This is a genomic window from Streptomyces sp. NPDC102451 (assembly GCF_044765485.1).
Classification (GTDB): domain Bacteria; phylum Actinomycetota; class Actinomycetes; order Streptomycetales; family Streptomycetaceae; genus Streptomyces.
The window spans coordinates 148,734-171,701 of record NZ_JBIWKD010000008.1; the positions used below are offsets into that span (position 1 = coordinate 148,734).

The 22,968-nt window shown below is 71.2% G+C and carries 20 protein-coding genes; 16 read left to right on the plus strand and 4 right to left on the minus strand.

Going from position 1 to position 22,968, the window contains the following annotated elements:
• Positions 1 to 129 precede the first annotated feature (129 nt).
• Positions 130 to 1,506 carry a sensor histidine kinase gene (locus tag ACIRD8_RS20375; RefSeq protein WP_403993165.1) on the plus strand — a complete coding sequence of 459 codons (1,377 nt, stop codon included), beginning with the start codon at positions 130 to 132 and terminating at the stop codon, positions 1,504 to 1,506.
• Positions 1,503 to 2,201: a response regulator gene (locus tag ACIRD8_RS20380; RefSeq protein ID WP_403993168.1), complete on the plus strand. Its 699-nt coding sequence runs from the start codon at positions 1,503 to 1,505 to the stop codon at positions 2,199 to 2,201. The genes ACIRD8_RS20375 and ACIRD8_RS20380 overlap by 4 nt, the downstream gene beginning before the upstream one ends.
• A gap of 128 nt (positions 2,202 to 2,329) precedes the next feature.
• Here the strand turns inward: ACIRD8_RS20380 and rpmB are convergent, their stop codons facing one another.
• Positions 2,330 to 2,515 (minus strand): 50S ribosomal protein L28, encoded by a 186-nt coding sequence (rpmB, locus tag ACIRD8_RS20385; RefSeq protein WP_003965989.1) that lies wholly within the window; start codon positions 2,513 to 2,515, stop codon positions 2,330 to 2,332.
• 256 nt (positions 2,516 to 2,771) lie between these two features.
• On the opposite strand from rpmB, the gene ACIRD8_RS20390 reads away from it, so the two are divergent.
• The 9 genes from ACIRD8_RS20390 (at position 2,772) to mutM (ending at position 11,851) form a co-directional block, all read left to right on the plus strand.
• Positions 2,772 to 4,394, plus strand: coding sequence for a DAK2 domain-containing protein (locus tag ACIRD8_RS20390; RefSeq protein ID WP_403993171.1), 1,623 nt, complete (start codon positions 2,772 to 2,774; stop codon positions 4,392 to 4,394).
• Positions 4,395 to 4,446: 52 nt separating this feature from the next.
• Positions 4,447 to 6,669: an ATP-dependent DNA helicase RecG gene (gene recG / locus ACIRD8_RS20395; RefSeq protein WP_403993174.1), complete on the plus strand. Its 2,223-nt coding sequence runs from the start codon at positions 4,447 to 4,449 to the stop codon at positions 6,667 to 6,669.
• A gap of 89 nt (positions 6,670 to 6,758) precedes the next feature.
• Complete coding sequence (rsmD, locus tag ACIRD8_RS20400) at positions 6,759 to 7,343, plus strand: 16S rRNA (guanine(966)-N(2))-methyltransferase RsmD (protein ID WP_403993177.1); 585 nt, start codon at positions 6,759 to 6,761, stop codon at positions 7,341 to 7,343.
• A 26-nt stretch (positions 7,344 to 7,369) separates the two neighbouring features.
• Positions 7,370 to 7,849 carry a pantetheine-phosphate adenylyltransferase gene (gene coaD / locus ACIRD8_RS20405; RefSeq protein ID WP_403993504.1) on the plus strand — a complete coding sequence of 160 codons (480 nt, stop codon included), beginning with the start codon at positions 7,370 to 7,372 and terminating at the stop codon, positions 7,847 to 7,849.
• Between the two features lie 97 nt (positions 7,850 to 7,946).
• A complete protein-coding gene (locus ACIRD8_RS20410; protein WP_403993180.1) occupies positions 7,947 to 9,071 on the plus strand; it encodes a cell division initiation protein in 1,125 nt (374 codons plus the stop codon).
• A 137-nt stretch (positions 9,072 to 9,208) separates the two neighbouring features.
• Entirely contained in the window at positions 9,209 to 9,880 is a 672-nt protein-coding gene (locus ACIRD8_RS20415; RefSeq protein WP_403993183.1) for a YceD family protein, read from the plus strand.
• A 2-nt stretch (positions 9,881 to 9,882) separates the two neighbouring features.
• Positions 9,883 to 10,056, plus strand: a complete 174-nt coding sequence (gene rpmF / locus ACIRD8_RS20420) for a 50S ribosomal protein L32 (RefSeq protein WP_003965982.1) — start codon at positions 9,883 to 9,885, stop codon at positions 10,054 to 10,056.
• Between the two features lie 19 nt (positions 10,057 to 10,075).
• Positions 10,076 to 10,900 carry a ribonuclease III gene (gene rnc / locus ACIRD8_RS20425; protein ID WP_403993186.1) on the plus strand — a complete coding sequence of 275 codons (825 nt, stop codon included), beginning with the start codon at positions 10,076 to 10,078 and terminating at the stop codon, positions 10,898 to 10,900.
• Between the two features lie 93 nt (positions 10,901 to 10,993).
• A complete protein-coding gene (gene mutM / locus ACIRD8_RS20430; protein ID WP_403993189.1) occupies positions 10,994 to 11,851 on the plus strand; it encodes a bifunctional DNA-formamidopyrimidine glycosylase/DNA-(apurinic or apyrimidinic site) lyase in 858 nt (285 codons plus the stop codon).
• A 24-nt stretch (positions 11,852 to 11,875) separates the two neighbouring features.
• Here the strand turns inward: mutM and ACIRD8_RS20435 are convergent, their stop codons facing one another.
• Together ACIRD8_RS20435 and ACIRD8_RS20440 are read right to left on the minus strand one after the other, a co-directional pair.
• Positions 11,876 to 12,259, minus strand: a complete 384-nt coding sequence (locus ACIRD8_RS20435; RefSeq protein WP_403993192.1) for a VOC family protein — start codon at positions 12,257 to 12,259, stop codon at positions 11,876 to 11,878.
• 65 nt (positions 12,260 to 12,324) lie between these two features.
• Positions 12,325 to 13,269: a CAP domain-containing protein gene (locus ACIRD8_RS20440; protein WP_403993195.1), complete on the minus strand. Its 945-nt coding sequence runs from the start codon at positions 13,267 to 13,269 to the stop codon at positions 12,325 to 12,327.
• Positions 13,270 to 13,424: 155 nt separating this feature from the next.
• On the opposite strand from ACIRD8_RS20440, the gene ACIRD8_RS20445 reads away from it, so the two are divergent.
• From ACIRD8_RS20445 to ACIRD8_RS20460, 4 genes are all read left to right on the plus strand, one after another.
• Positions 13,425 to 13,706 (plus strand): acylphosphatase, encoded by a 282-nt coding sequence (locus ACIRD8_RS20445; protein WP_124274892.1) that lies wholly within the window; start codon positions 13,425 to 13,427, stop codon positions 13,704 to 13,706.
• Between the two features lie 436 nt (positions 13,707 to 14,142).
• On the plus strand, positions 14,143 to 14,355 hold the full coding sequence (locus tag ACIRD8_RS20450) for a hypothetical protein (protein WP_033304037.1): 213 nt from the start codon (positions 14,143 to 14,145) through the stop codon (positions 14,353 to 14,355).
• Positions 14,356 to 14,675: 320 nt separating this feature from the next.
• On the plus strand, positions 14,676 to 18,473 hold the full coding sequence (locus ACIRD8_RS20455; RefSeq protein WP_403993198.1) for an AAA family ATPase: 3,798 nt from the start codon (positions 14,676 to 14,678) through the stop codon (positions 18,471 to 18,473).
• A gap of 255 nt (positions 18,474 to 18,728) precedes the next feature.
• On the plus strand, positions 18,729 to 20,147 hold the full coding sequence (locus tag ACIRD8_RS20460) for a sugar porter family MFS transporter (RefSeq protein ID WP_403993201.1): 1,419 nt from the start codon (positions 18,729 to 18,731) through the stop codon (positions 20,145 to 20,147).
• 83 nt (positions 20,148 to 20,230) lie between these two features.
• On the opposite strand, the gene ACIRD8_RS20465 is transcribed toward ACIRD8_RS20460, so the two are convergent.
• Complete coding sequence (locus ACIRD8_RS20465; RefSeq protein WP_403993204.1) at positions 20,231 to 21,622, minus strand: purine-cytosine permease family protein; 1,392 nt, start codon at positions 21,620 to 21,622, stop codon at positions 20,231 to 20,233.
• A 110-nt stretch (positions 21,623 to 21,732) separates the two neighbouring features.
• Here ACIRD8_RS20465 and ftsY point away from each other — a divergent pair, with 110 nt between their 5' ends.
• Positions 21,733 to 22,938, plus strand: a complete 1,206-nt coding sequence (gene ftsY / locus ACIRD8_RS20470) for a signal recognition particle-docking protein FtsY (RefSeq protein WP_403993207.1) — start codon at positions 21,733 to 21,735, stop codon at positions 22,936 to 22,938.
• Positions 22,939 to 22,968: the final 30 nt, after the last annotated feature.

Consider the following 22,968-nt stretch of genomic DNA (forward strand, 5'->3'; position numbering starts at 1 on the left):
CGTGAACGCTAGGAGCGGGCCCGGTCCGCACGCGTCGGCCGCCCGGACCCCTTGCGGTACCGCGCCGGGACGATCCCCGGAAACGTCATCCCTGCGATGTAGGCGAGCGATGTATCCGGCCCGGCGGGAATGGCCACCGGGACGGACGCCACGGCGCCGCGCGGCGGCGACAATGAACCGGTGACGGACGTACGTACGACGCCGGCGCGGCTGCGGGAAGCCGCCCGCAGGACGGTTCGCGACGCCAGGCTTCCGAGCGGCCCACCGCTGCGGCTCCACCGGCGCGCCCGCCGGTTCGACCTGCTGGTGGCACTGACGCTCGGAATCGCCACGGTCTACTACGGCATCGACAACGCGGACAACGTCGTGGTGCGGGAGATCGAACCCGGCGTGGAGTACGTCCTGGCGCGCCCCGCCGGGCCCGGTGGGCTCGCCCTCATGGTGACCCTCGCAGCCGTCGCCTCGGGTGCCCTGGCGCTGCGCCGCCGCTACCCGCTCGCCGTGCTGTGCGTCGTGACGGCCGCGGCACTGGCGACACCGCAGGGCGTGTCGCGGCTGACCTTCTACGCGTTCGTCATCGCCGTCTACAGCGCCGCCGTGTACAGCCCGTACCGGGTGGCGACCCTGGCGGCGCTGCCGCTCTCCGTCGTCCTGGTCGGCACCTCGGGGAACTCGGTGACCCCGATCGTCCCCAACGAGTACATCGCCCTGCTGATCCTGGGCCCGATGGCCGTGGCCGCCGTCGGCCTGCGTACCTGGAAACAGCGGACCGGCGAGGGCCGCAGCCGGCTCTCCGCCCTGGAACGCGAACAGGCCGAGGCACTGCGCCGGGCCATCGAACACGAGCGGGCCAGGATCGCCCGCGAACTGCACGACGTCGTCACCCACAACGTCAGCGTGATGATCATCCAGGCGGGCGCCGCCCGCAAGATCATGGCGACCTCCCCCGAGCAGGCCGGCGAGGCGCTGCTCGCCGTCGAGGCGGGTGGGCGGGCGGCCATGACGGAGCTGCGCCATGTCATGGGACTGCTCACCATGGGCGGCGAGGGTGAGGGCGGGGGCCAAGGGGCGGAAGGGGACGCGGACATGGCCGGTCCGGCGGTGGAGCTGGCCCCCCAACCCGGCCTGGACCAGCTGGAAACGCTGGTCGGGCGGGTACGGGACACCGGAGTGCCGGTCGAACTGACGGTGACCGGCCCGCCCGGCGCCCTCCCGCCCGGCGTCGAACTCGCCGCCTACCGCGTGGTCCAGGAAGCCCTGACCAACACCGTGAAGCACGCCTCCGGAGCCACCGCCGCCGTGACCGTCGAACACGGCCCGGACCGGCTGCGGGTGGAGGTCACCGACACCGGGGGGCGCCCGGGCGCGGGTGCGGCCGAAGGGAACGGCCGGGGCCTGATCGGGCTGCGCGAGCGCCTCGCCGTCTACGACGGGACCCTGCACACCGGCCGGCGACTCACCGGCGGCTACCGTGTGGAAGCGCTGATCCCCCTGGAGACACTGTGACCGAGCCGCCGCGTGTGCTCCTCGCCGACGACCAGACACTGGTCCGTACCGGATTCCGCATGATCCTCGGAGCCGACGGCATCGACGTGGTCGCCGAGGCGACGAATGGGGCCGAAGCCGTCGAAGCGGTCCGCCGCACCCGGCCCGACGTGGTGCTGATGGACATCCGGATGCCCGGGACGGACGGCCTGGAGGCCACCCGCCGCATCCTCACAGGCGCCCCCGGTGAACCCCGTGTGATCATCCTGACCACCTTCGACCTGGACCGGTACGTCTACGCGGCGCTGTCCGCCGGGGCCAGCGGATTCCTCCTCAAGGACGTCACCCCCGAGTACCTGGCCGCCGCCGTCCGCACGGTCCGTACCGGCGACGCCCTCCTGGCGCCGGCCATCACCCGCCGACTCGTACGCCGGTTCGCCCAGCGCGGCGGCGACACCGCCGCCCTCCACCGCGACCTCGCCTCGCTCACCCCGCGCGAACTGGAGGTCCTCGGCCTGCTGGCCCGGGGGCTGAGCAACGCCGAACTCGCCGCCCGGCTCCACCTGGCCGAGGCGACCGTCAAGACCCACGTCGCCCGCATCCTCGCCAAGCTCGGGCTCCGTGACCGGGTCCAGGCCGTCATCGTCGCGTACGAGACGGGGCTGGTCAGCGCCGGCGACCGCGAATCCGCCCCGCAGGCCACCGAGCAGACGTAGGGCTGTGGCTCAGGGAGTCTTTCGGGGATGGACCTGTACCTGACAGGAAGCAGAGCACAGCAAAAAGCCGGTCCACCGAGGTGGACCGGCTTTTTGGGCAACCGGAAGGCTGCGCTACGACGGGGACGTCAGCGCGCGACCTTGCCGGCCTTGATGCACGAGGTGCAGACGTTGAGCCGCTTCGGCGTCCGCCCGACCACGGCACGCACGCGCTGGATGTTGGGATTCCAGCGACGGGACGTACGGCGGTGCGAGTGCGAAATGCTGTTGCCGAAGCTCGGCCCCTTGCCGCAAACGTCGCAGTTGGCAGCCACGGGTCACTCCAAAGACTTCAGATGCACTTACAGTGAATTCCGGCGCGCCGGAATCATTTTACTGAAGTGGCGGTACCGGAGGAATGGCCCGACTCTCGTCGGGCAACCGAAGCAGCATACAACGCCTGCTTCGGAGATACGAAACTACCACGGCTCCCGGACCGCTCCGTCCCGCACCTGCGCCCGACGGGTCCGCGCCCGAGGGCTACCCTGCCGTTCAGCCAGCCCCCCACGGCAGCCCCAAGGAGGACCAACGGTGCCGCAAGCCCCCGACGATCTCGACGCCGTCGCGGTGCGCACCTGGTGCTCACTGGCCCTGGAGGCCCTCGGCCGGGAGCGTGCGGCCATCGACGCCATCAACGTCTACCCCGTCGCCGACGGGGACACCGGCACCAACCTGTACCTCACCGTCGAGTCGGCCGCCGCCGCCGTCGAAGCGGTCTTCGCCGCCCATGAGACCGGCTCCACCGTGCCCGCCCACGCCGACGCCGTGCGGGCCATGGCCCACGGCGCGCTGATCGGCGCCCGGGGCAACTCCGGGACCATCCTGGCCCAGCTGCTGCGGGGTATGGCCTCGGTGCTCTCCGGCTCGGGTGACGCCCGTCACCTGCGGACCGCGCTGACCGAGGCCGCCGCGGTGGCGCGGCTGGCCGTCGCCCATCCCGTCGAGGGCACCGTGCTCACCGTCGCCACCGCCGCCGCCGAGGCGGCCGGGGCCACGGACGGGGACGCCGGCCTCAGGGACGTGGCCCAGGCCGCGTACGACGGCGCGCGCGCCGCCCTGGCCGCCACCCCCGGCCAGCTCGCCGTCCTCGGGCGCGCGGGCGTCGTCGACGCGGGCGGGCAGGGACTGGTGGCCGTCCTCGGCGCGCTGCTGGAAGCCGTCGGCGGACGCCCGGAGGAGCGCGCCGTACGGCCCGCCCCCGAGGTCCTGCCCCTGACCGGCGACTGCGCGGACGCGGGCCAGGACAGCGGCCCCGCCTTCGAGGTCATCTATCTGCTGGAGGCCCGGGACGACGCGGTCGACCGGCTGCGGAGCCGGCTGGACGCCCTGGGGGACTCCCTCGTGGTGGTCGGCGGCGACGGCCTCTGGAACGTCCACGTCCATGTCGACGACGCCGGGGCGGCCGTCGAGGCCGGGGTCGAGGCCGGCCGGCCCTACCGGATCCGGATCACCCACTTCGCCGCCGACCGGGGCGCGGCCCACCGGGAACCCGCCCAGCGCGCGATCGTCGTGGTCGTACCCGGGGACGGGCTCGCCGGACTGTGCGCCGAGGCCGGGGCCACCACCGTGCTGGCCCGCCCCGGCGAGCCGCCCGCCAGCGGCGAACTGGTCGACGCCATCCGCCGGGCCCACGCCCGCGAGGTGGTCCTGCTGCCGAACGACGCACAGCTGCGCCACACCGCCGCCGCGGCCGCCGAACAGGCCAGGGGCGAAGGCATCCGCGTCGCCCTGGTCCCCACCCGCGCCGCGGTCCAGGGCATCGCCGCGCTCGCCGTCCACGAACCCGACCGCAGCTTCGACGAGGACGTCGTCGCGATGACCTCGGCGGCCGGCGCCACCCGGTACGCCGAACTGGCCGTCGCCGAGAGGCAGTCGTGGACCATGGCGGGCATCTGCCAGGCCGGCGACATCCTGGGCCTGATCGACGGGGACGTCGCCGTCATCGGCGAGGACGTCCCCGGCACGGCCCGCACGGTCCTGGACCGGATGCTGTCGGCGGGCGGGGAACTGGTCACGCTGGTCCTGGGGGAGGACGTGCCCGACTCCCTGGCCGACGGGCTGAGCGAACACATCCGGGAGGGCTACCTCGCCGTCGACACGGTCGTCTACCGCGGCGGCCACCAGGCGGCGCCGCTGCTCATCGGCGTCGAGTGACACGTCGGGGCGGGGCGGCGCACGGAGACATCTGTCAGTGGCGTGGTGTGCAATGGACCGCGTGTCCGCTTTCGAAGAACCCCTCAAGAAGCTGCTCGGCGGAGCCACCGCGAAGGTGATGGCCGAACACCTCGACCTGCACACGGTCGGTGATCTGCTGCACCACTACCCGCGGCGCTACGAGGAGCGGGGCCGCCTCACGGCGCTCACCGAGCTTCCGCTCGACGAGCACGTGACGGTCGTCGCCCAGGTCGCCGACGCGCGGATCATGATGTTCAACAACGGCCGGGGCAAGCGGCTGGAGGTCACCCTCACCGACGGGAGCGGCAGGCTCCAGCTGGTCTTCTTCGGACACGGAGTCCACAAGCCCCACAAGGAACTCCTGCCGGGCCGGCGGGCGATGTTCGCGGGCAAGGTCTCCGTCTTCAACCGCAAGATGCAGCTGGCGCACCCCACGTACCAGCTCCTCGACGCTCATGACGAGGAGGAGGCGACCGACGCCGTCGACGCCTTCGCCGGGCAGCTGCTGCCGATCTACCCGGCCTGCAAGCAGCTCGACTCCTGGCGGATCGCCAAGGCCGTCGACACGGTCCTGCCCAGCGCACAGGACGCGGTGGACCCGCTGCCCGAGGCACTGCGCGAAGGGCGCGGATTCGTGCCCCTGCCCGAGGCACTGCTCAGGATCCACCGCCCGCACACCAAGGCGGACATCGCGGCCGCGCGGGACCGGCTGCGCTGGGACGAGGCATTCGTCCTCCAGGTCGCGCTCGCCCGCCGGCGTTACGCCGACACCCAACTCCCCGCGGTGGCCCGCAGGTCCGTCCCCGGCGGACTGCTCGACGCCTTCGACGCCAAGCTGCCCTTCACCCTCACCGAAGGCCAGCAGAGGGTCACCGGCGAGATCTTCGGCGACCTGGCGACCGAACACCCGATGCACCGGCTGCTGCAGGGCGAGGTGGGGTCGGGAAAGACGATGGTGGCCCTGCGCGCGATGCTCACCGTCGTCGACGCGGGCGGCCAGGCCGCGATGCTCGCGCCCACCGAGGTCCTCGCCCAGCAGCACCACCGCTCCATCACCGAGATGATGGGCGAGCTCGCGGAGGGCGGCATGCTGGGCGGCTCCGACCTCGGCACCAAGGTCGTCCTGCTCACCGGCTCCATGGGCACCGCGGCCCGCCGGCAGGCTCTGCTCGACCTGGTCACGGGCGAGGCCGGGATCGTCATCGGGACGCATGCGCTGATCGAGGACAAGGTCCAGTTCCACGACCTGGGCCTGGTCGTCGTCGACGAACAGCACCGCTTCGGCGTGGAACAGCGCGACGCGCTTCGGTCCAAGGCGGACTCCCAGGGGGAAAAGAGGCCGCCGCACCTGCTGGTCATGACGGCCACCCCCATTCCCCGTACGGTCGCGATGACCGTCTTCGGCGACCTGGAGACCTCCGTCCTCGACCAGCTCCCCGCCGGCCGCTCACCGATCGCCAGCCATGTCGTCCCCGCCAAGGACAAGCCCCACTTCCTCAGCCGCGCCTGGGAGCGCGTCCGCGAGGAGGTGGAGAACGGCCACCAGGCCTACGTCGTCTGCCCCCGCATCGGCGACGACGCCGAGGAGGCCGGGAAGAAGGGGAAGAAGAAGGCCGCCCCCGAGGACGACGCCGAGAAGCGGCCGCCGCTCGCCGTGCTCGACATCGCCGATCAGCTGACCAAGGGCCCGCTCTCAGGTCTCCGCGTCGAGGTCCTCCACGGCAGGATGGCGCCCGACGACAAGGACGACGTCATGCGCCGCTTCGCCGCCGGAGAGGCCGACGTCCTGGTCGCCACCACCGTCATCGAGGTCGGGGTCAACGTCCCCAACGCCACCGCCATGGTGATCATGGATGCGGACCGCTTCGGGGTGTCCCAGCTGCACCAGCTCAGGGGCCGCGTCGGGCGTGGCAGCGCCCCCGGTCTGTGCCTGCTGGTCAGCGAGGCCCACGAGGCGAGCCCCGCCCGGGCCAGGCTCTCCGCGGTCGCCGCCACCCTCGACGGCTTCGAGCTCTCCCGCATCGACCTCGAACAGCGGCGCGAGGGCGACGTCCTCGGCCAGGCCCAGTCCGGGGTCCGCTCCTCCCTGCGGGTGCTCAGCGTGATCGACGACGAGGAGGTCATCGCCGCGGCCCGCGAGGAGGCCGTCCGCGTCGTCGCCGAGGACCCCGAGCTGGAGCGCCTGCCTGAGCTGCGCACCGCGCTCGACGCCCTGCTCGACAAGGACCGGGAGGAGTACCTCGACAAGGGGTGACCAGGCGGATTCCCGGCGACGCCATATCGTGGGGAGCACGGCACGCGTTCCGTCCTGTGTGCCGCCCGCGACCCGAGGAACAGACACCCATGACCCGCGTGATCGCCGGCTCGGCCGGCGGACGCCGCCTGGCCGTCCCGCCCGGCACCGGCACCCGCCCCACCTCCGACCGTGCGCGCGAGGCGCTGTTCTCCACCTGGGAAGCGCTCCTGGGCACCCTCGACGGCATCCGCGTCGCCGATCTCTACGCGGGTTCCGGAGCCGTGGGCCTGGAGGCGCTCTCGCGCGGAGCGGCCCACGCGCTGCTCGTGGAGGCCGACCCCAAGGCCGCGCGCACCGTCCGCGACAACATCCGCACCCTCGGTCTGCCCGGCGCCGAATTCCGTGCCGGCAAAGCAGAACAGATCGTGACGGGACCGGCACCCTCGGACCCGTACGACGTGGTTTTCCTCGACCCGCCGTACGCCGTCACCGACGACGATCTTCGGGAGATCCTGCTCACACTCCGTGCTCAGGGGTGGCTCACGGGCGACGCCCTCGTCACGGTGGAACGGAGCACCAGGGGCGGGGAATTCAACTGGCCCGACGGATTCGAGCCACAGCGGGCCCGCCGTTACGGCGAAGCCACGTTTTGGTACGGTCGCGCCGCCTCTACGTGCGAAGACGCACGATGACCGCACCGGAGAGCGAGGGAACCACGTTGCGCCGCGCCGTCTGTCCGGGGTCGTTCGACCCCATCACCAACGGACATCTCGACATCATCGGTCGAGCCTCGAAGCTGTACGACGTCGTGCACGTCGCCGTGATGATCAACCAGTCCAAGCAGGGGCTGTTCACAGTGGACGAGCGGATCGACCTGATCCGCGAGGTCACCGCCGACTTCGGCAACGTCCAGGTCGAGTCCTTCCACGGCCTGCTGGTCGACTTCTGCAAGCAGCGCGACATCCCGGCCATCGTGAAGGGGCTGCGAGCCGTCAGCGACTTCGACTACGAGCTGCAGATGGCCCAGATGAACAACGGCCTCTCGGGGGTCGAGACGCTCTTCGTGCCGACGAACCCCACCTACAGCTTCCTCTCGTCCTCCCTGGTCAAGGAGGTCGCCACCTGGGGCGGCGACGTGGCGCACCTGCTGCCGCCCAGGGTCCACGAGGCCCTCGTGGACCGTCTCGGGCAGAAGTGATCTGCTGACCGCCCGTCACCAGGTGTCGGACGGGAGGCGACTGGCCTTACAGTCGTCCCGTCCGTCTCCAACAGCAGCAGAGAGTGGCGAGCACACGGTGGACGTGCAGAAGAAGCTCGACGAGATCGTCGAAACGGTCGGGAACGCCCGCTCCATGCCCATGTCGGCGTCCTGCGTGGTCAACCGGGCCGAACTGCTCGCGATGCTGGAGGAGGTCCGCGAGGCCCTGCCCGGCTCGCTGGCCCACGCCGAGGAGCTCATCGGCGGCCGCGAGCAGCTCGTCGAGCAGGCCCGGCAGGAGGCCGAGCGGATCATCGAGTCCGCCCGCGCGGAGCGCGGCTCGCTGATCTCCGGCACCGAGATCGCGCAGCGGTCCCAGGCCGAGGCGGACCGGATCCTGTCCGAGGCCCGCAGGGAGGCCGACGAGGTCCGCGGCGAGGCCGACGAGTACGTCGACAGCAAGCTCGCCAACTTCGAGGTCGTCCTCACCAAGACCATCGGCTCCGTCGACCGGGGCCGCGAGAAGCTCCTGGGCCGCAGCGAGGGCCTCGACGACCAGGGTTACGAGGACCCCGACTTCGCCGAGGCGCCGGAGCGCAGCGCCGACCCCGAGATACTCCGCCGGCGCGCCGACGACTACGTGGACACCAAGTTCGGCGCGTTCGAGGCCGTCCTCGTCAAGACCCTGGAGGCCGTCGGCCGCGGCCGCCAGAAGCTGCACGGCCGGGTCGCCACCGACGAGCTCGGCGCCCACATGGCCGCCCAGGACGCCGCGGGCGGCGGGCAGCACACCAGCGACGAGGACCACTGGGCCGGCCTGGCCGAGCTCGCCGGCCCCGATCCGCACCGGAGCCCCCAGCAGCCCTCGTACGCGGAACCCGCGCAGCCGGACTACGCGCCGGTCGCCGACTACCAGGACCCCGCGCAGACGGGCTTCCCCGCGCAGGGGCAGCCCGAGCCGCAGTACGCGCAGACGTACGGCTACCAGGACCCGCAGCAGCAGCTCCAGGCCGACCCGTACGCCGCCTACCAGCAGCAGCCCGACGCGTACGGCGCCTACCAGCAGCAGGCATACGACCCGAACCAGCAGCAGCAGGAGTACTGGCCGCAGCAGGGCCAGATCCCCGCGCAGCAGGGCGAGGGCGCGCTCGACGAGACCAGCCTCTTCGACACCAGCATGATCGACCTGGAACAGCTGCGCCGCTACGAACAGGGCCGCTGACCGGAGCGGGACGTACCGGATTGGGAGCTGGGCGGTACGTCCAGTATCCTGGCTCTTCGGTCGCGTGTATGTCCGCGATCCCGGCTGCCCTCTTTCCGTCAGGACAGGGGTGGCCCTCCCGAAGCCGCACCACGCACATGATTTCGAAAGCAGGAAAAGCCCTGAACGGCCACCTCGATCACCGCAGCCCTCTCGTGTTCGATACGCGCGAGCTGGGCCGGCGTCCTGGTGCCATGAAGCGGCTGACCCGCACGGTGGAAGCACCCGGTTCCCCGGGCCTCGGTATCGACGGGGTCATCGGTGTGCCGGAGAAGGCGCCCGTGGCGCTGGACCTCCGCCTCGAATCCGTCATGGAAGGGGTGCTCGTCACAGGCACCGCCCGTGCGACGGCCGAGGGGGAGTGCGTAAGGTGTCTGGAGCCGCTGGCCATCGAGGTCGAAGCGGACTTCCAGGAGATGTTCTCGTACCCTGACGCCGATGACCGGAACCGCAGCAGGACCGCGGACCCGGTCGACGACGCCGAGGACGACGAGGACAGGTTCTTTCTCGAGGACGACTCGTTCGACCTCGAGCCTGTGCTGCGTGACGCGGTGGTGCTCGCACTGCCGCTGCAGCCGGTGTGCAAGGAGACCTGTGCCGGTCTGTGTTCCGAATGCGGAATCAGGCTGGACGAGAATCCTGACCACCACCACGATGCCGTCGACATCCGTTGGGCGGCACTGCAAGGACTCGCCGAGACCGTTCAGGACGGCGAGAAGGACAACATGGGCGGCGCCGAACCGGGCGTCGACGAGAAGCAGGAGAAGTAGCCGTGGCTGTTCCGAAGCGGAAGATGTCGCGCAGCAACACGCGCCACCGCCGGTCGCAGTGGAAGGCTGCGGTCCCCACCCTGGTTTCGTGCGAGCGTTGCCAGGAGCCGAAGCTCCAGCACATTGCGTGCCCGAGCTGCGGCACCTACAACAAGCGCCAGGTCCTCGAGGTCTGAGCGGCTGGTGAGAGGCCCGATGTCTGAGTTGTCCAGCTCCAAGAAGCACACAGACAACATCAACACAGCCTCGTCCCACACGCTTCTGGAAGGGCGGCTCGGGTATCACCTCGAGTCCGCCCTTCTGGTGCGTGCGCTGACCCACCGTTCGTACGCGTACGAGAACGGCGGTCTGCCCACCAACGAGCGGCTGGAGTTCCTCGGGGACTCCGTGCTCGGCCTGGTGGTCACGGACACGCTGTACCGCACCCACCCCGACCTGCCCGAAGGCCAGCTGGCCAAGTTGCGGGCCGCGGTGGTCAACTCGCGGGCGCTTGCGGAAGTGGGCCGCGGCCTCGAACTCGGCTCCTTCATCCGGCTCGGCCGTGGTGAAGAGGGCACGGGTGGCCGGGACAAGGCTTCCATCCTCGCCGACACCCTTGAAGCGGTGATCGGCGCCGTCTATCTCGACCAGGGCCTCGGCGCGGCCTCGGAGCTGGTCCACCGGCTCTTCGACCCGCTGATCGACAGGTCCTCCAACCTCGGAGCCGGCCTGGACTGGAAGACCAGTCTCCAGGAGCTCACCGCGAGCGAGAGCCTCGGAGTCCCCGAGTACCTCGTCACGGAGACCGGCCCCGATCACGAGAAGACCTTTACTGCTGCTGCTCGCGTCGGTGGTGTCTCGTACGGCACCGGCACCGGCCGTAGCAAGAAGGAAGCGGAGCAGCAGGCGGCGGAGTCCGCCTGGCGCGAGATCAGCGCCGCCGCGGAAGCACGGGAGACGGCGGCCGAGGCCGCCGTCGACGGAGGGGTCGCCGACACCCCTGCCGACCCGTCGCCGCACTCGGACGCCGCTCCGGCCTGAACGAAGGGGAAACCCCTCGGCGCCCTCGGGCACCGGGGGGTTTTCGCTGTCCCGTCACACCCCGCCCGTCGCTTCCCTGAAGGAGTGCCCGCCGTGCCCGAACTGCCCGAGGTCGAAGTCGTGCGGCGGGGACTGGAGCGCTGGACCGCCGGGCGCACCGTCGAGGACGTCGAGGTCCTGCATCCGCGTGCGGTCCGCCGGCACCTCTCGGGCGGCGGCGACTTCGCGGCCCGGCTCCGCGGACTGCGCTTCGGCACGGCGATGCGCCGCGGCAAGTACCTCTGGGTCCCCCTCGACGAGGCGGACTCCTCGCTCCTGGGCCACCTCGGCATGAGCGGCCAGCTCCTGGTGCAGCCCGAGGACGCCCCCGACGAGAAGCACCTGCGGATCCGGATCCGTTTCGACGACGCGCTCGGCACCGAGCTGCGCTTCGTCGACCAGCGGACCTTCGGCGGGCTGTCGCTGCACGGGAACACCCCCGACGGTCTGCCCGACGTCATCGCGCACATCGCGCGCGACCCCCTCGACCCGGCCTTCGACGACACGGCCTTCCGCGTGGCGCTGCGCCTGCGCCGTACGACGGTGAAGCGCGCCCTGCTCGACCAGTCCCTGATCAGCGGCGTGGGCAACATCTACGCCGACGAGGCGCTGTGGCGCAGCCGGCTGCACTACGAGCGGCCGACCGCGACCCTGACCCGCCCGAAGACGGCCGAGCTGCTCGGAAACGTCCGGGACGTGATGCGGGAGGCCCTCGACCAGGGCGGCACCAGCTTCGACAGCCTGTACGTCAATGTGAACGGGGAGTCCGGCTACTTCGACCGGTCACTCGACGCCTACGGACGCGAGGACGAACCCTGCCGCCGCTGCGGTACGCCGATGCGCCGCCGGCCGTGGATGAACCGCTCCAGCTACTTCTGCCCGCGCTGCCAGCGTCCGCCGCGGATCTCCTGACGCGCGCCTTTGCCCCCGGTGCGGTCAGAGGGGCTGGAGCCGGCGGCGCAGGAGGCAGAACTCGTTGCCCTCCGGGTCGGCCAGCACATGCCAGCTCTCGTCGCCGGTCTGACCGACGTCGGCGTGTCTGGCGCCGAGGGCGAGCAGCCGCTCCAGCTCGGCGTCCTGGTCGCGGTCGGTGGCGTTGACGTCGATGTGCAGCGGGAGCTTCCCGGCCCGCGGGTCGCTGCTGGGGCTGAGGACGAGCGTGGGCTGCGGGCCGCCGAAGCCGGCGCCGGGCGGCCCGATCTCGATGCTCCCGTCGTCCTCCCGGCCGAGTTCGACGTAGCCGAGGACCTCGCTCCAGAACGCCGCGAGCCGCTCGGGGTCGGCGACGTCGAGGACCAGTTCACTGATGCGGCAAGCCATGCCCGTCAGTGTACGGAGGGGTACGCGGCCGGCCCGGGACTTCCGCCCGGACCGGCCGGGGCTCGTCAGAAGCCGAAGTCCTGCGTCCACCAGGGGCCGCCGGAGCCGAGGTGCACGCCCACGCCGAGTGTCTTGTAATCGCAGTTGAGAATGTTCGCGCGGTGGCCGTCGCTGTTCATCCAGGCGTCCATCACGGCCTGCGCGTCGGCCTGGCCCCGGGCTATGTTCTCGCCGCCCAGGCCCTGCACGCCGGCCGCGGCGGCGCGGTCCCAGGGGGTCGCCCCGTCCGGGTCGGTGTGGCCGAAGAAGTCGCGGGCCGCCATGTCCTCGCTGAAGTCCTGGGCGAGCGCGGTCAGCGAGGCGCTGGTGGTGACCGGGCTGCAGCCGACCTTCGCGCGCTCCTGGTTGACCAGGGCGAGCACGGTGGCCTGCGCGGTGGTGGCGGACGGGCTCGCCGGAGCGCTGGCCGTGCGGCTCGGGGCGGCGGACGAGGTCTTCGGAGCGGCCGGAGTCTTGGCCGCCGGGCTGGAAGACGTGGTCTTCCTCGGCTTCGCCGCGGGGGCCTTCGTCCGTTCCGGCGTCTTCGTCGCGGGCTTCGAGGCGGTGGCCGACGGCTTCGTGCTCGGCTTCGCGCTCGGGGTGGCCGAGGGGGACTTCGACGGTGCGGCGGAACGGCCGGAACCCCGGTCTGCCTGGGCCGACGGGGAAGCCGACGTACGGCTGGTCGGCTCGGCGGAGGACTCGCCCTGGGTCAGCAGGTCGGGCGCGCCGCCCGCGTGGACCTGGTCGGCGGCCCCGCCCCCGCTGACGCTGTAGCTGTCGCCGCCGGGCAGCAGGCCCGAGGCCACGGCGACCGCTCCGACGGCCACGGCCGCGGAGACGCCGAGGAGCCCGGCGCGCACGGGTATGCCGGCTCGCTTCTTCCGGCGTGCACCCCGGTGCCCGTCCTCCGCGTTCGCCGCGTGCTGCTCAGCGGCGGGGGCCGCGCCTGCGCGTCGATGCCGTCCCATGCGCTGTGCCTTCCTCGTGCTCCGGGCGTCGTGCCGACGTCACCGTATTGAAGATCAAACTCACCCGTTCGGGTGAGGCTATTGCGAGGGGACCTTACGCCATGGCGGATTGGGGCGGCGTGCTCCTTGTGCAATTGGCCGGTTAGCGTTCGGGCATGAACGAAGACGCACGACTCGTCGTATGGGTACGCGGCCGAGTACAGCAAGTAGGGTTCCGCTGGTTCACCAGGGCAAATGCTTTGGAGATCGGAAACCTCACCGGCTTCGCCCTCAATCTCGACGACGGCCGGGTGCAGGTGGTGGCCGAAGGGCCGCGTGACAATTGCCACCGTCTCCTCGACTGGCTCGGATCCGACGACACACCCGGCCGCGTGGACGGCGTCACTGAGATCTGGGACACCCCCCGCGGTGGATATGAGGGATTCGCGATCCGCTGACCCCGGCCGGCGAAAGAGGTCCGGATCCGCTGCGCGCACGAGGGATCGCGGGCGGTGAACGGAGGGCGCGCGAAGGCGTCACACCCGAAATGACCTGCGAAAGGAGTCGGCGCAGGAACATGGTTGCCAAGAGGCGCACGCCGTGTCAGGCTGCGGCATTGACGAAGATCTCCACACCCCTCGGGACCCGCAGGAGAGCCGCGCCGCATGATCGTCAGGCCGCGCGCCCCCGGGACACCCGGCCAGCAGGCGTGTGATCGTGTTGACCGTCAAACTTTTTGGTGAGACGCTGAAAACCCCGCGCACCTTAGCTGTTCGGCAGAGCTGGTGACAGCAGAACAGCAGTGAATTCACAGCACTGCCGAGCACCGCGGGTGCGATTCCCTCACGACCCACACCGCATCGGTCGGTCACTCAGTGTGGAGGACCTCTCATCATGGCAAAGGCGCTTCTCGGTTACGTCGGCGGTTCCGACCCGCGACTCCTCGCCGAGATGCGACGGCTTCAGAAGCGCGTCCAGGACCTGGAATCCGAGCTCGTACGGATCCAGGACGAGAACGACGCGCTGAACGCCGCCGCCCAGCACCAGGAGTCGCTGCTCGACAGCATCGACATCGACGTACCCCAGGCGGAGCCCGCGCTGACCTGACCCCCAGGCCCTGCCGGGGCCGGTCGGGCCGCACGCCAGCCGCTCGGGATCAACCATCGAATGTCTTTCGTCACGGATCGTCGTCCCGGAACGGTCCGGAACACCGAGGATTGCTCGTGATCCGGTCCGCACGCGATCCGTTACGCAGGACTGTGCTCGGATGACTGCAGAGCAGCACCGTGCAAGATTTACAAGGGACGCTCCGGCGTCCCTTCTTTCTTTCCCCCGGACCGTCGCCGGCCTATCGCTCTTCGCTTACCGTCTGATGTGCCCTGCACCTTCATCAGCGAAACCGAGAGTGAAAGGTAGAGTCCGGCGGCGTGCACCTCAAGGCCCTGACCCTCCGTGGTTTCAAATCGTTCGCCTCCGCCACGACCCTGCGGTTCGAACCGGGGATCACCTGTGTCGTCGGACCCAACGGGTCGGGTAAATCGAATGTGGTGGACGCCCTCTCCTGGGTCATGGGCGAGCAGGGGGCCAAATCCCTGCGCGGCGGCAAGATGGAGGACGTGATCTTCGCCGGCACCACGGGAAGGCCGCCCCTGGGCCGTGCGGAAGTGTCGCTGACCATCGACAATTCCGACGGCGCGCTGCCCATCGAGTACGCCGAAGTGACGATCACCCGGATCATGTTCCGCAACGGCGGCAGCGAATACCAGATCAATGGCGACACCTGCCGGCTGCTCGACATCCAGGAACTCCTCTCGGACTCCGGTATCGGCCGGGAGATGCACGTCATCGTCGGCCAGGGCCGGCTGGACTCCGTACTGCACGCCGATCCGACGGGACGCCGCGCCTTCATCGAAGAGGCGGCGGGCGTGCTCAAGCACCGTAAGCGCAAGGAGAAGGCGCTGCGGAAGCTGGAGGCGATGGGCGCCAACCTGGCCCGCGTCCAGGACCTCACCGACGAACTGCGGCGCCAGCTCAAACCGCTGGGGCGGCAGGCTGCCGTCGCGCGCCGGGCCGCCGTCATCCAGGCCGACCTGCGGGACGCCCGGCTGCGACTGCTCGCCGACGACCTGGTGCGGCTGAGGGAGGCGCTGCGCGGTGAGATCGCCGACGAGGCGGCCCTCAAGCGGCGACGGGAGGCCGCGGAGACCGACCTCAAGGCGGCGCTCGCCCGCGAGGCGGACCTGGAGGACGAGGTGCGCCGGCTGGCGCCGCGGCTGCAACGTGCCCAGCAGACCTGGTACGAACTCTCGCAGCTGGCCGAGCGCGTGCGGGGCACCATCTCGCTCGCCGACGCCCGGGTGAAGAGCGCCACCACCGCGCCGGAGGAGGAGCGCAGGGGGCGGGACCCGGAGGACATGGAGCGTGAGGCCGCCCGGATCCGCGAGCAGGAGGCGGAGCTTGAGGCGGCGCTCGAAGCGGCCGAGCACGCCCTGGAGGACACCACCGCACACCGGGCCGAGCTGGAGCGGGAGTTGGCGTCCGAGGAGCGCAGGCTCCGGGACGCGGCCCGGGCCATCGCCGACCGGCGCGAAGGGCTGGCCCGGCTGAACGGCCAGGTCAACGCCGCCCGCAGCCGTGCCGGTTCGGCGCAGGCCGAGATCGACCGGCTGGCCGCGTCGCGGGACGAGGCGCAGGAGCGGGCGGTCGCGGCCCAGGAGGAGTACGAGCAGCTCAAGGCCGAGGTCGAAGGGCTGGACGCGGGCGACGCCGAGCTGGCGGAGCAGCACGAGACCGCCAGGGAGGAGCTCGCCGGGGCGGAGGCCGCCCTGAGCGCCGCGCGCGAGGCGGTCACCGTGGCGGAACGCAGCCGCGCGGCGGTCTCCGCACGGCACGAGGCGCTGTCGCTGGGCCTCCGGCGCAAGGACGGCACCGGGGCGCTGCTCGGCGCGGGCGACCGGCTCTCCGGACTGCTCGGACCGGTCGCGGAGCTGCTCACGGTGGCCCCGGGGCACGAGGTCGCGGTGGCCGCGGCGCTGGGCGCGGCTGCCGACGCCGTCGCGGTGACGGGTCCGGCCACGGCGGCCGACGCGATCCGCCTGCTGCGCAAGCAGGACGCCGGGCGCGCGGCGCTGGTGACGGGCGGAGCGGGCAGCGGACAGGTGCCCGCGCAGGGGACGGAGCAGCTGCGGGAGCCCGCCGGCGGCCCGGCCGGCCAGGTGCCCGGTCAGGCGTCCGGCGCGGAGCACGGCCCTGCGGGCATCACGGTGTCCGGGGCGGAGCACGGCCCTGCGGGCGTCACGGTGACCGGCGCGGAGCACGGCACTGCGGCCGTCGGGGCCTCCGGTGTTGGGCGCGGCACCACGGCTTCCGGGCCGGAGCACGGCGCGGCGCCGGCCGGACCCGCCGTCGCCACCGGGGAGTGCGCCGCGCCCGCCGTCGCCGGCCTGGTGCAGGGCCCCGCCGAACTGATGACGGCCGTACGGCGGCTGGTGCGCGACATGGTGGTCGTGGGCACCCTGGAGGACGCCGAGGAACTGGTCGCCGCCCACCCCGGGCTGACCGCCGTCACCGCCGAGGGCGACGTACTGGGCGCCCACTTCGCACACGGCGGATCCGCCGGCGCGCCCAGCCTCCTGGAGGTCCAGGCCTCCGTCGACGAGGCCGCCGCCGAACTCGCCGACCTGGCCGTGCGCTGCGAGGAACTCGCCTCGGCCCAGCGCGCCGCAGCCGCACGGCGCGCCGAGGACGCGGCCCGGGTGGAGGAGCTGGGGGAGCGGCGCCGGGCCGGGGAGCGGGAGAGGTCCGGAGTGGCGCAGCAGCTCGGGCGGCTGGCCGGCCAGGCCCGTGGCGCCGCCGGGGAGGCCGAGCGGATGACCGCCTCCGCCGCCCGGGCGCAGGAGGCGCTGGAGCGGGCCACCGAGGAGGCCGAGGAACTGGCGGAGCGGTTGCTGGTCGCCGAGGAGACCCCGGTCGAGGAGGAGCCCGACACCTCGGTACGCGACCGGCTCGCCGCCGACGGCGCCAACGCACGCCAGACGGAGATGGAGGCCCGCCTCCAGGCCCGTACCCACGAGGAACGCGTCAAGGCGCTCGCCGGACGGGCCGACGCCCTGGACCGCGGGGCCCGGACCGAGCGCGAGGCGCGCACCCGCGCCGAGCAGCGCCGTGCCCGGCTGCGCCACGAGGCCGCCGTGGCCACCGCCGTGGCGTCGGGAGCCCGCCAGCTGCTCGCCCACGTCGAGGTCTCGGTCGTACGGGCGGAGGAGGAGCGGGGCAGGGCCGAGGCGGCGAAGGCCGAACGCGAGCGGGAGCTGGCGGCCGAACGCGGACGCGGCCGTGACCTCAAGAGCGAGCTCGACCGGCTCACCGACTCGGTGCACCGTGGCGAGGTGCTCGGGGCCGAGAAGCGGCTGCGCATAGAGCAGGTGGAGGCCAAGGCGCTGGAGGAGTTCGGCGTCGAGCCGGCCGGCCTGGCCGACGAGTACGGCCCCGAGCAGCCGGTGCCGCCGTCCCCCGCGGCCGAGGGCGAGGAGCTCCCCGAGGACCCGGAACATCCGCGTAACCAGCCGAAGCCGTTCGTGAGGGCCGAGCAGGAGAAGCGGCTGAAGGCGGCTGAACGGGCGTATCAGCAACTCGGGAAGGTGAATCCTCTCGCCCTGGAGGAGTTCTCGGCGCTGGAGGAACGGCACAAGTTCCTCTCCGAGCAGCTCGAAGACCTGAAGAAGACCAGGGCCGATCTGATGCAGGTGATCAAGGAGGTCGACGAGCGGGTGGAGCAGGTGTTCACGGAGGCGTTCCGGGACACCGCACGCGAGTTCGAGGGCGTCTTCTCCCGGCTCTTCCCGGGCGGCGAGGGCCGTCTCATCCTCACCGACCCGGACAACATGCTGACGACCGGTCTCGACGTCGAGGCCAGGCCGCCGGGCAAGAAGGTCAAGCGGCTCTCCCTGCTGTCCGGCGGTGAGCGATCCCTTACGGCCGTTGCCCTGCTGGTCTCGATCTTCAAGGCCAGGCCGAGCCCGTTCTACGTCATGGACGAGGTGGAGGCGGCGCTCGACGACACCAATCTGCAGCGTCTGATCCGGATCATGGAGGAGCTCCAGGAGAGCTCCCAGCTCATCGTCATCACGCACCAGAAGCGGACGATGGAGGTCGCCGACGCGCTGTACGGCGTCTCGATGCAAGGTGACGGAGTCTCCAAGGTGATCAGCCAGCGGCTCCGCTGAGCCCTGCGTACAGCGGCTGACGCATGGTCACACCCTCTTTACCGAATCTTCAACACTTCAACGCACCTTTTGGGTGTTCCTGGGTACTTGTGAGGGACCTCTTCGCCCGAACCGGAGTCTTGACTTCGAAACTTGAACGCATAACCTCAGCAATGTTGTTTTTACCTTCAAGTGGTGTTCGGCCAGAAGTTGTGCGCCACTAGGAGGGCTCACCCCCCCCACACCTGACGTTGCGGCCAGGTACCAGGAGTTCATGTGACCAGCACAGCGCGCGGACCGGAGTCCGGAGCCCGGGAGGCCCACCCGGACCATCTCGGCCATGTCATCTTCATCACCGCGGCCGCAGCGATGGGCGGCTTCCTCTTCGGCTACGACAGCTCCGTGATCAACGGCGCCGTCGAGGCCATCCGCCACCGTTATGACATCGGGTCGGGAACGCTCGCGCAGGTGATCGCCATCGCGCTGATCGGCTGTGCGATCGGCGCGGCGACGGCGGGACGCATCGCCGACCGGATCGGCCGCATCCGCTGCATGCAGATCGCCTCGGTGCTGTTCACCATCAGCGCCGTCGGGTCCGCGCTGCCGTTCGCCCTCTGGGACCTCGCCATGTGGCGGATCATCGGCGGCTTCGCGATCGGCATGGCCTCGGTCATCGGCCCGGCCTACATCGCCGAGGTCTCGCCACCCGCCTACCGGGGCCGCCTCGGCTCCTTCCAGCAGGCCGCGATCGTCATCGGTATCGCCATCTCGCAGCTGGTCAACTACGGCATCCTGCAGATTGCCGACGGCGACCAGCGCGGCAAGATCGCCGGCCTGGAGGCTTGGCAGTGGATGCTCGGCGTGATGGTCCTGCCCGCGATCCTGTACGGACTGCTGTCGTTCGCGATCCCCGAGTCGCCGCGCTTCCTGATCTCCGTCGGCAAGAAGGACCGCGCCCGGAAGATCCTCGAAGAGGTCGAGGGCAAGAACGTCGACCTCGACGCGCGCGTCAACGAGATCGAGACGGCGATGCACCGTGAGCACAAGTCCAAGTTCAGCGACCTGCTCGGGAGCCGCTTCGGCTTCCTGCCGATCGTCTGGGTCGGTATCGGTCTGTCGGTCTTCCAGCAGCTCGTCGGCATCAACGTCGCCTTCTACTACTCGGCCACGCTGTGGCAGTCCGTCGGCATCGACCCGACCGACTCGTTCTTCTACTCGTTCACCACGTCGATCATCAACATCATCGGTACCGTGATCGCCATGATCATGGTGGACCGGATCGGCCGCAGGCCGCTCGCGCTCATCGGATCCACGGGTATGGCCGTCGCGCTGGCCTTCGAGGCCTGGGCGTTCTCCGCGGACCTGGTCAACGGCAAGCTGCCCACCACCCAGGGAACCGTCGCCCTGATCGCGGCCCACGTCTTCGTGCTCTTCTTCGCCCTGTCGTGGGGTGTCGTCGTCTGGGTCTTCCTCGGCGAGATGTTCCCGAACCGGATCCGCGCCGCCGCCCTCGGTGTCGCCGCCTCCGCGCAGTGGATCGCCAACTGGGCCATCACCGCGAGCTTCCCGAGCCTGGCCGACTGGAACCTGTCGGGCACCTACATCATCTACACCTGCTTCGCCGTGCTCTCGATCCCCTTCGTGCTCAAGTTCGTGAAGGAGACCAAGGGCAAGGCGCTGGAGGAGATGGGCTGATCCCCGCTGCCCCTCTTCTCACCCGCTGCCCCGGTCCGGCCCATGCCGGCCCGGGGCAGCGTTCTGTCCGTACCGCCGGGCCGTCAGAAGCGGGCCGGCTCCCCGCCCGTCCCGTCCGCCGCTCGCGGCAGCGCGGCGTACACCCCGGCCGCGACGAGGATCGTGGCCGCCCAGCCCAGCCCGTGACGCCCGATCCAGGAGGCGGTGAGGGGGCCGGAGAACCACTCCACGTCGGTGAACAGCAGCCCCGTCACGAGCGCCGCGGCCCAGGCGCCCATGGCCTGCCTGCTGAACCCCCCGGCGTACCAGTAGCCGCTGCCGGGCGAGGTGTCCATGAGGGCCGCGGAGTCGTACGTACGGCCGCGCAGGAGATCGACACCGAAGACCCCGATCCAGGCGGAGAACGTCACGCCGAGCAGGGTCAGGAAGGAGAGGAAGGTGCCGATGAAGTTCGTCGCCACCAGCATCAGCGTTCCGCCGATCAGCAGACTGATCGCCGCGTTGACCCCCACGGCCCAGGCGCGGGGGACCGCGAACCCGAGCGTCTGCGCGGTGAAGCCGGCGGAGTACATCGACATCGCGTTGATCAGCGCCATGCCCGCGACCGCGGTCAGGAGGTAGGGCACCGAGATCCACCTCGGCAGCAGGTCGCCGATGAACGCCACGGGGTCCTTCGTCACGGCCAGGTGCGGAGAGCTCACCGCCATCACCGCCCCCATCATCACCATCGGCAGCACGGTGACCAGCGCCCCGCCCACGGCCGCGCCGACCATCGCCCGGCCGGACGCGGAGTGCGGCAGGTAGCGGGCGAAGTCCGGGGCGGAGGGGACCCAGCTGATGCCCCCGGCCGCCAGGGTCCCGATCCCCGCGATCATCATCGCCGACGGGCCGGGCGGCCGGTCCAGGACGGTCCGCCACGGGGTCGAGCCGATCAGATGGGCCAGGACGAGCAGGCTCGCCGCCCCGAAGAGCAGGACGGAGACCCGGGAGGACACCCGCAGCGCCCTGATCCCCAGCCCCGACACCAGGAAGCTCGCCGCGACGAACGCCGTCAGCGTCACCAGGGTCAGCGTGTGGGTACGCCGGATGTCGAACATCAGGTCGAGAACCGCCAGCAGGGCGTACGAGCCGGTGACCGCGTTCACCGTCTCCCAGCCCCAGCGGGCCACCCACAGCAGGGCTCCGGGGCAGAGATTGCCGCGCTGTCCGAAAACCGCCCGCGACAGGGCCATGCCCGGCGCCCCGCCCTGCTTGCCCGCGATCGACACGAGGCCGACCATTCCGAACGAGACCACGGGGGCCGTGACCGCCACGACCAGGACCTGCCAGAAGTTCAGCCCGTCGAAGACGGTGAGCCCGGCCCCCACGGTCAGCAGCAGCACGGTCATGTTGGCCGTCACCCAGGTGGGGAAGAGGGTGCGGACCCGGCCGGTGCGCTGGTCATCGGGGACGGGATCCAGGCCGCGGTTCTCCACGGGCAGCAGCGTACCTTTACCCCCAAACGTGGCATACCGACCATGCGGTGTACGTCTGCCGCTCTCCGCAGCCGCGCCGGACCACGGCTGTGGCCGATACTGGACGCGTTATGGAAATCGTCATCCTTGCTGTAGTCATCGCCCTGGTCGCGGTCGGCCTGATCAGCGGGCTCGTGGTCAGCAGCCGCAAGAAGAAGCAGCTGCCGCCCTCGGCTCCGTCGAGCACGCCGACCCTCACTCCTCCCGCCGAGCCCGGTGTCGGCGAGGAGGCCGAGACGCCGCGCGACGAAGCGCGGCGCACCATCGAGGAGGTCGGTCTCCCCGGCGCCGGGACTCCCGTCGAGGAAACCCCCGTCGTCATCGAGCCGGAGATCCCCGAGCTCGAAGTCCCCGAGCCCACCGCCGGCCGCCTGGTGCGGCTGCGCGCCCGGCTCGCCCGTTCGCAGAACTCCCTGGGCAAGGGGCTGCTCACGCTCCTGTCCCGGGACAACCTCGACGAGGACACCTGGGAGGAGATCGAGGACACCCTCCTCACCGCCGACGTCGGCGTCGCCCCCACCCAGGAGCTCGTGGAGCGGCTCCGTGAGCGGGTCCGTGTCCTCGGCACCCGTACGCCCGACGAGCTGCGCACCCTGCTGCGCGAAGAGCTCGTCACCCTGCTCGGCCCCGACTTCGACCGCGCCGTGAAGACCGAGGGCGGCGAAGCGACCCCCGGCGTCGTGATGGTCGTCGGGGTCAACGGCACCGGAAAGACGACCACGACGGGCAAGCTCGCCCGGGTGCTCGTCGCCGACGGCCGCAGCGTCGTGCTCGGCGCCGCGGACACCTTCCGTGCCGCCGCCGCCGACCAGCTCCAGACCTGGGGCGAGCGCGTCGGCGCACGTACGGTGCGCGGCCCCGAGGGCGGCGACCCCGCGTCGATCGCCTTCGACGCGGTCAAGGAGGGCATCGCCGAGGGCGCCGACGTGGTGCTCATCGACACTGCGGGCCGGCTGCACACCAAGACCGGCCTGATGGACGAGCTCGGAAAGGTCAAGCGGGTCGTCGAGAAGCACGGCCCGCTCGACGAGATCCTGCTCGTCCTCGACGCCACGACCGGACAGAACGGCCTCGTCCAGGCGCGGGTCTTCGCCGAGGTGGTCGACATCACCGGCATCGTCCTCACCAAGCTCGACGGCACCGCCAAGGGCGGCATCGTGATCGCCGTCCAGCGCGAGCTGGGCGTCCCCGTGAAGCTCATCGGCCTCGGTGAGGGGCCGGACGACCTGGCCCCGTTCGAGCCGGGCGCCTTCGTCGACGCACTGATCGGCGACTGACCGGACGTACCCCCCGTGAACGTGTGAAGG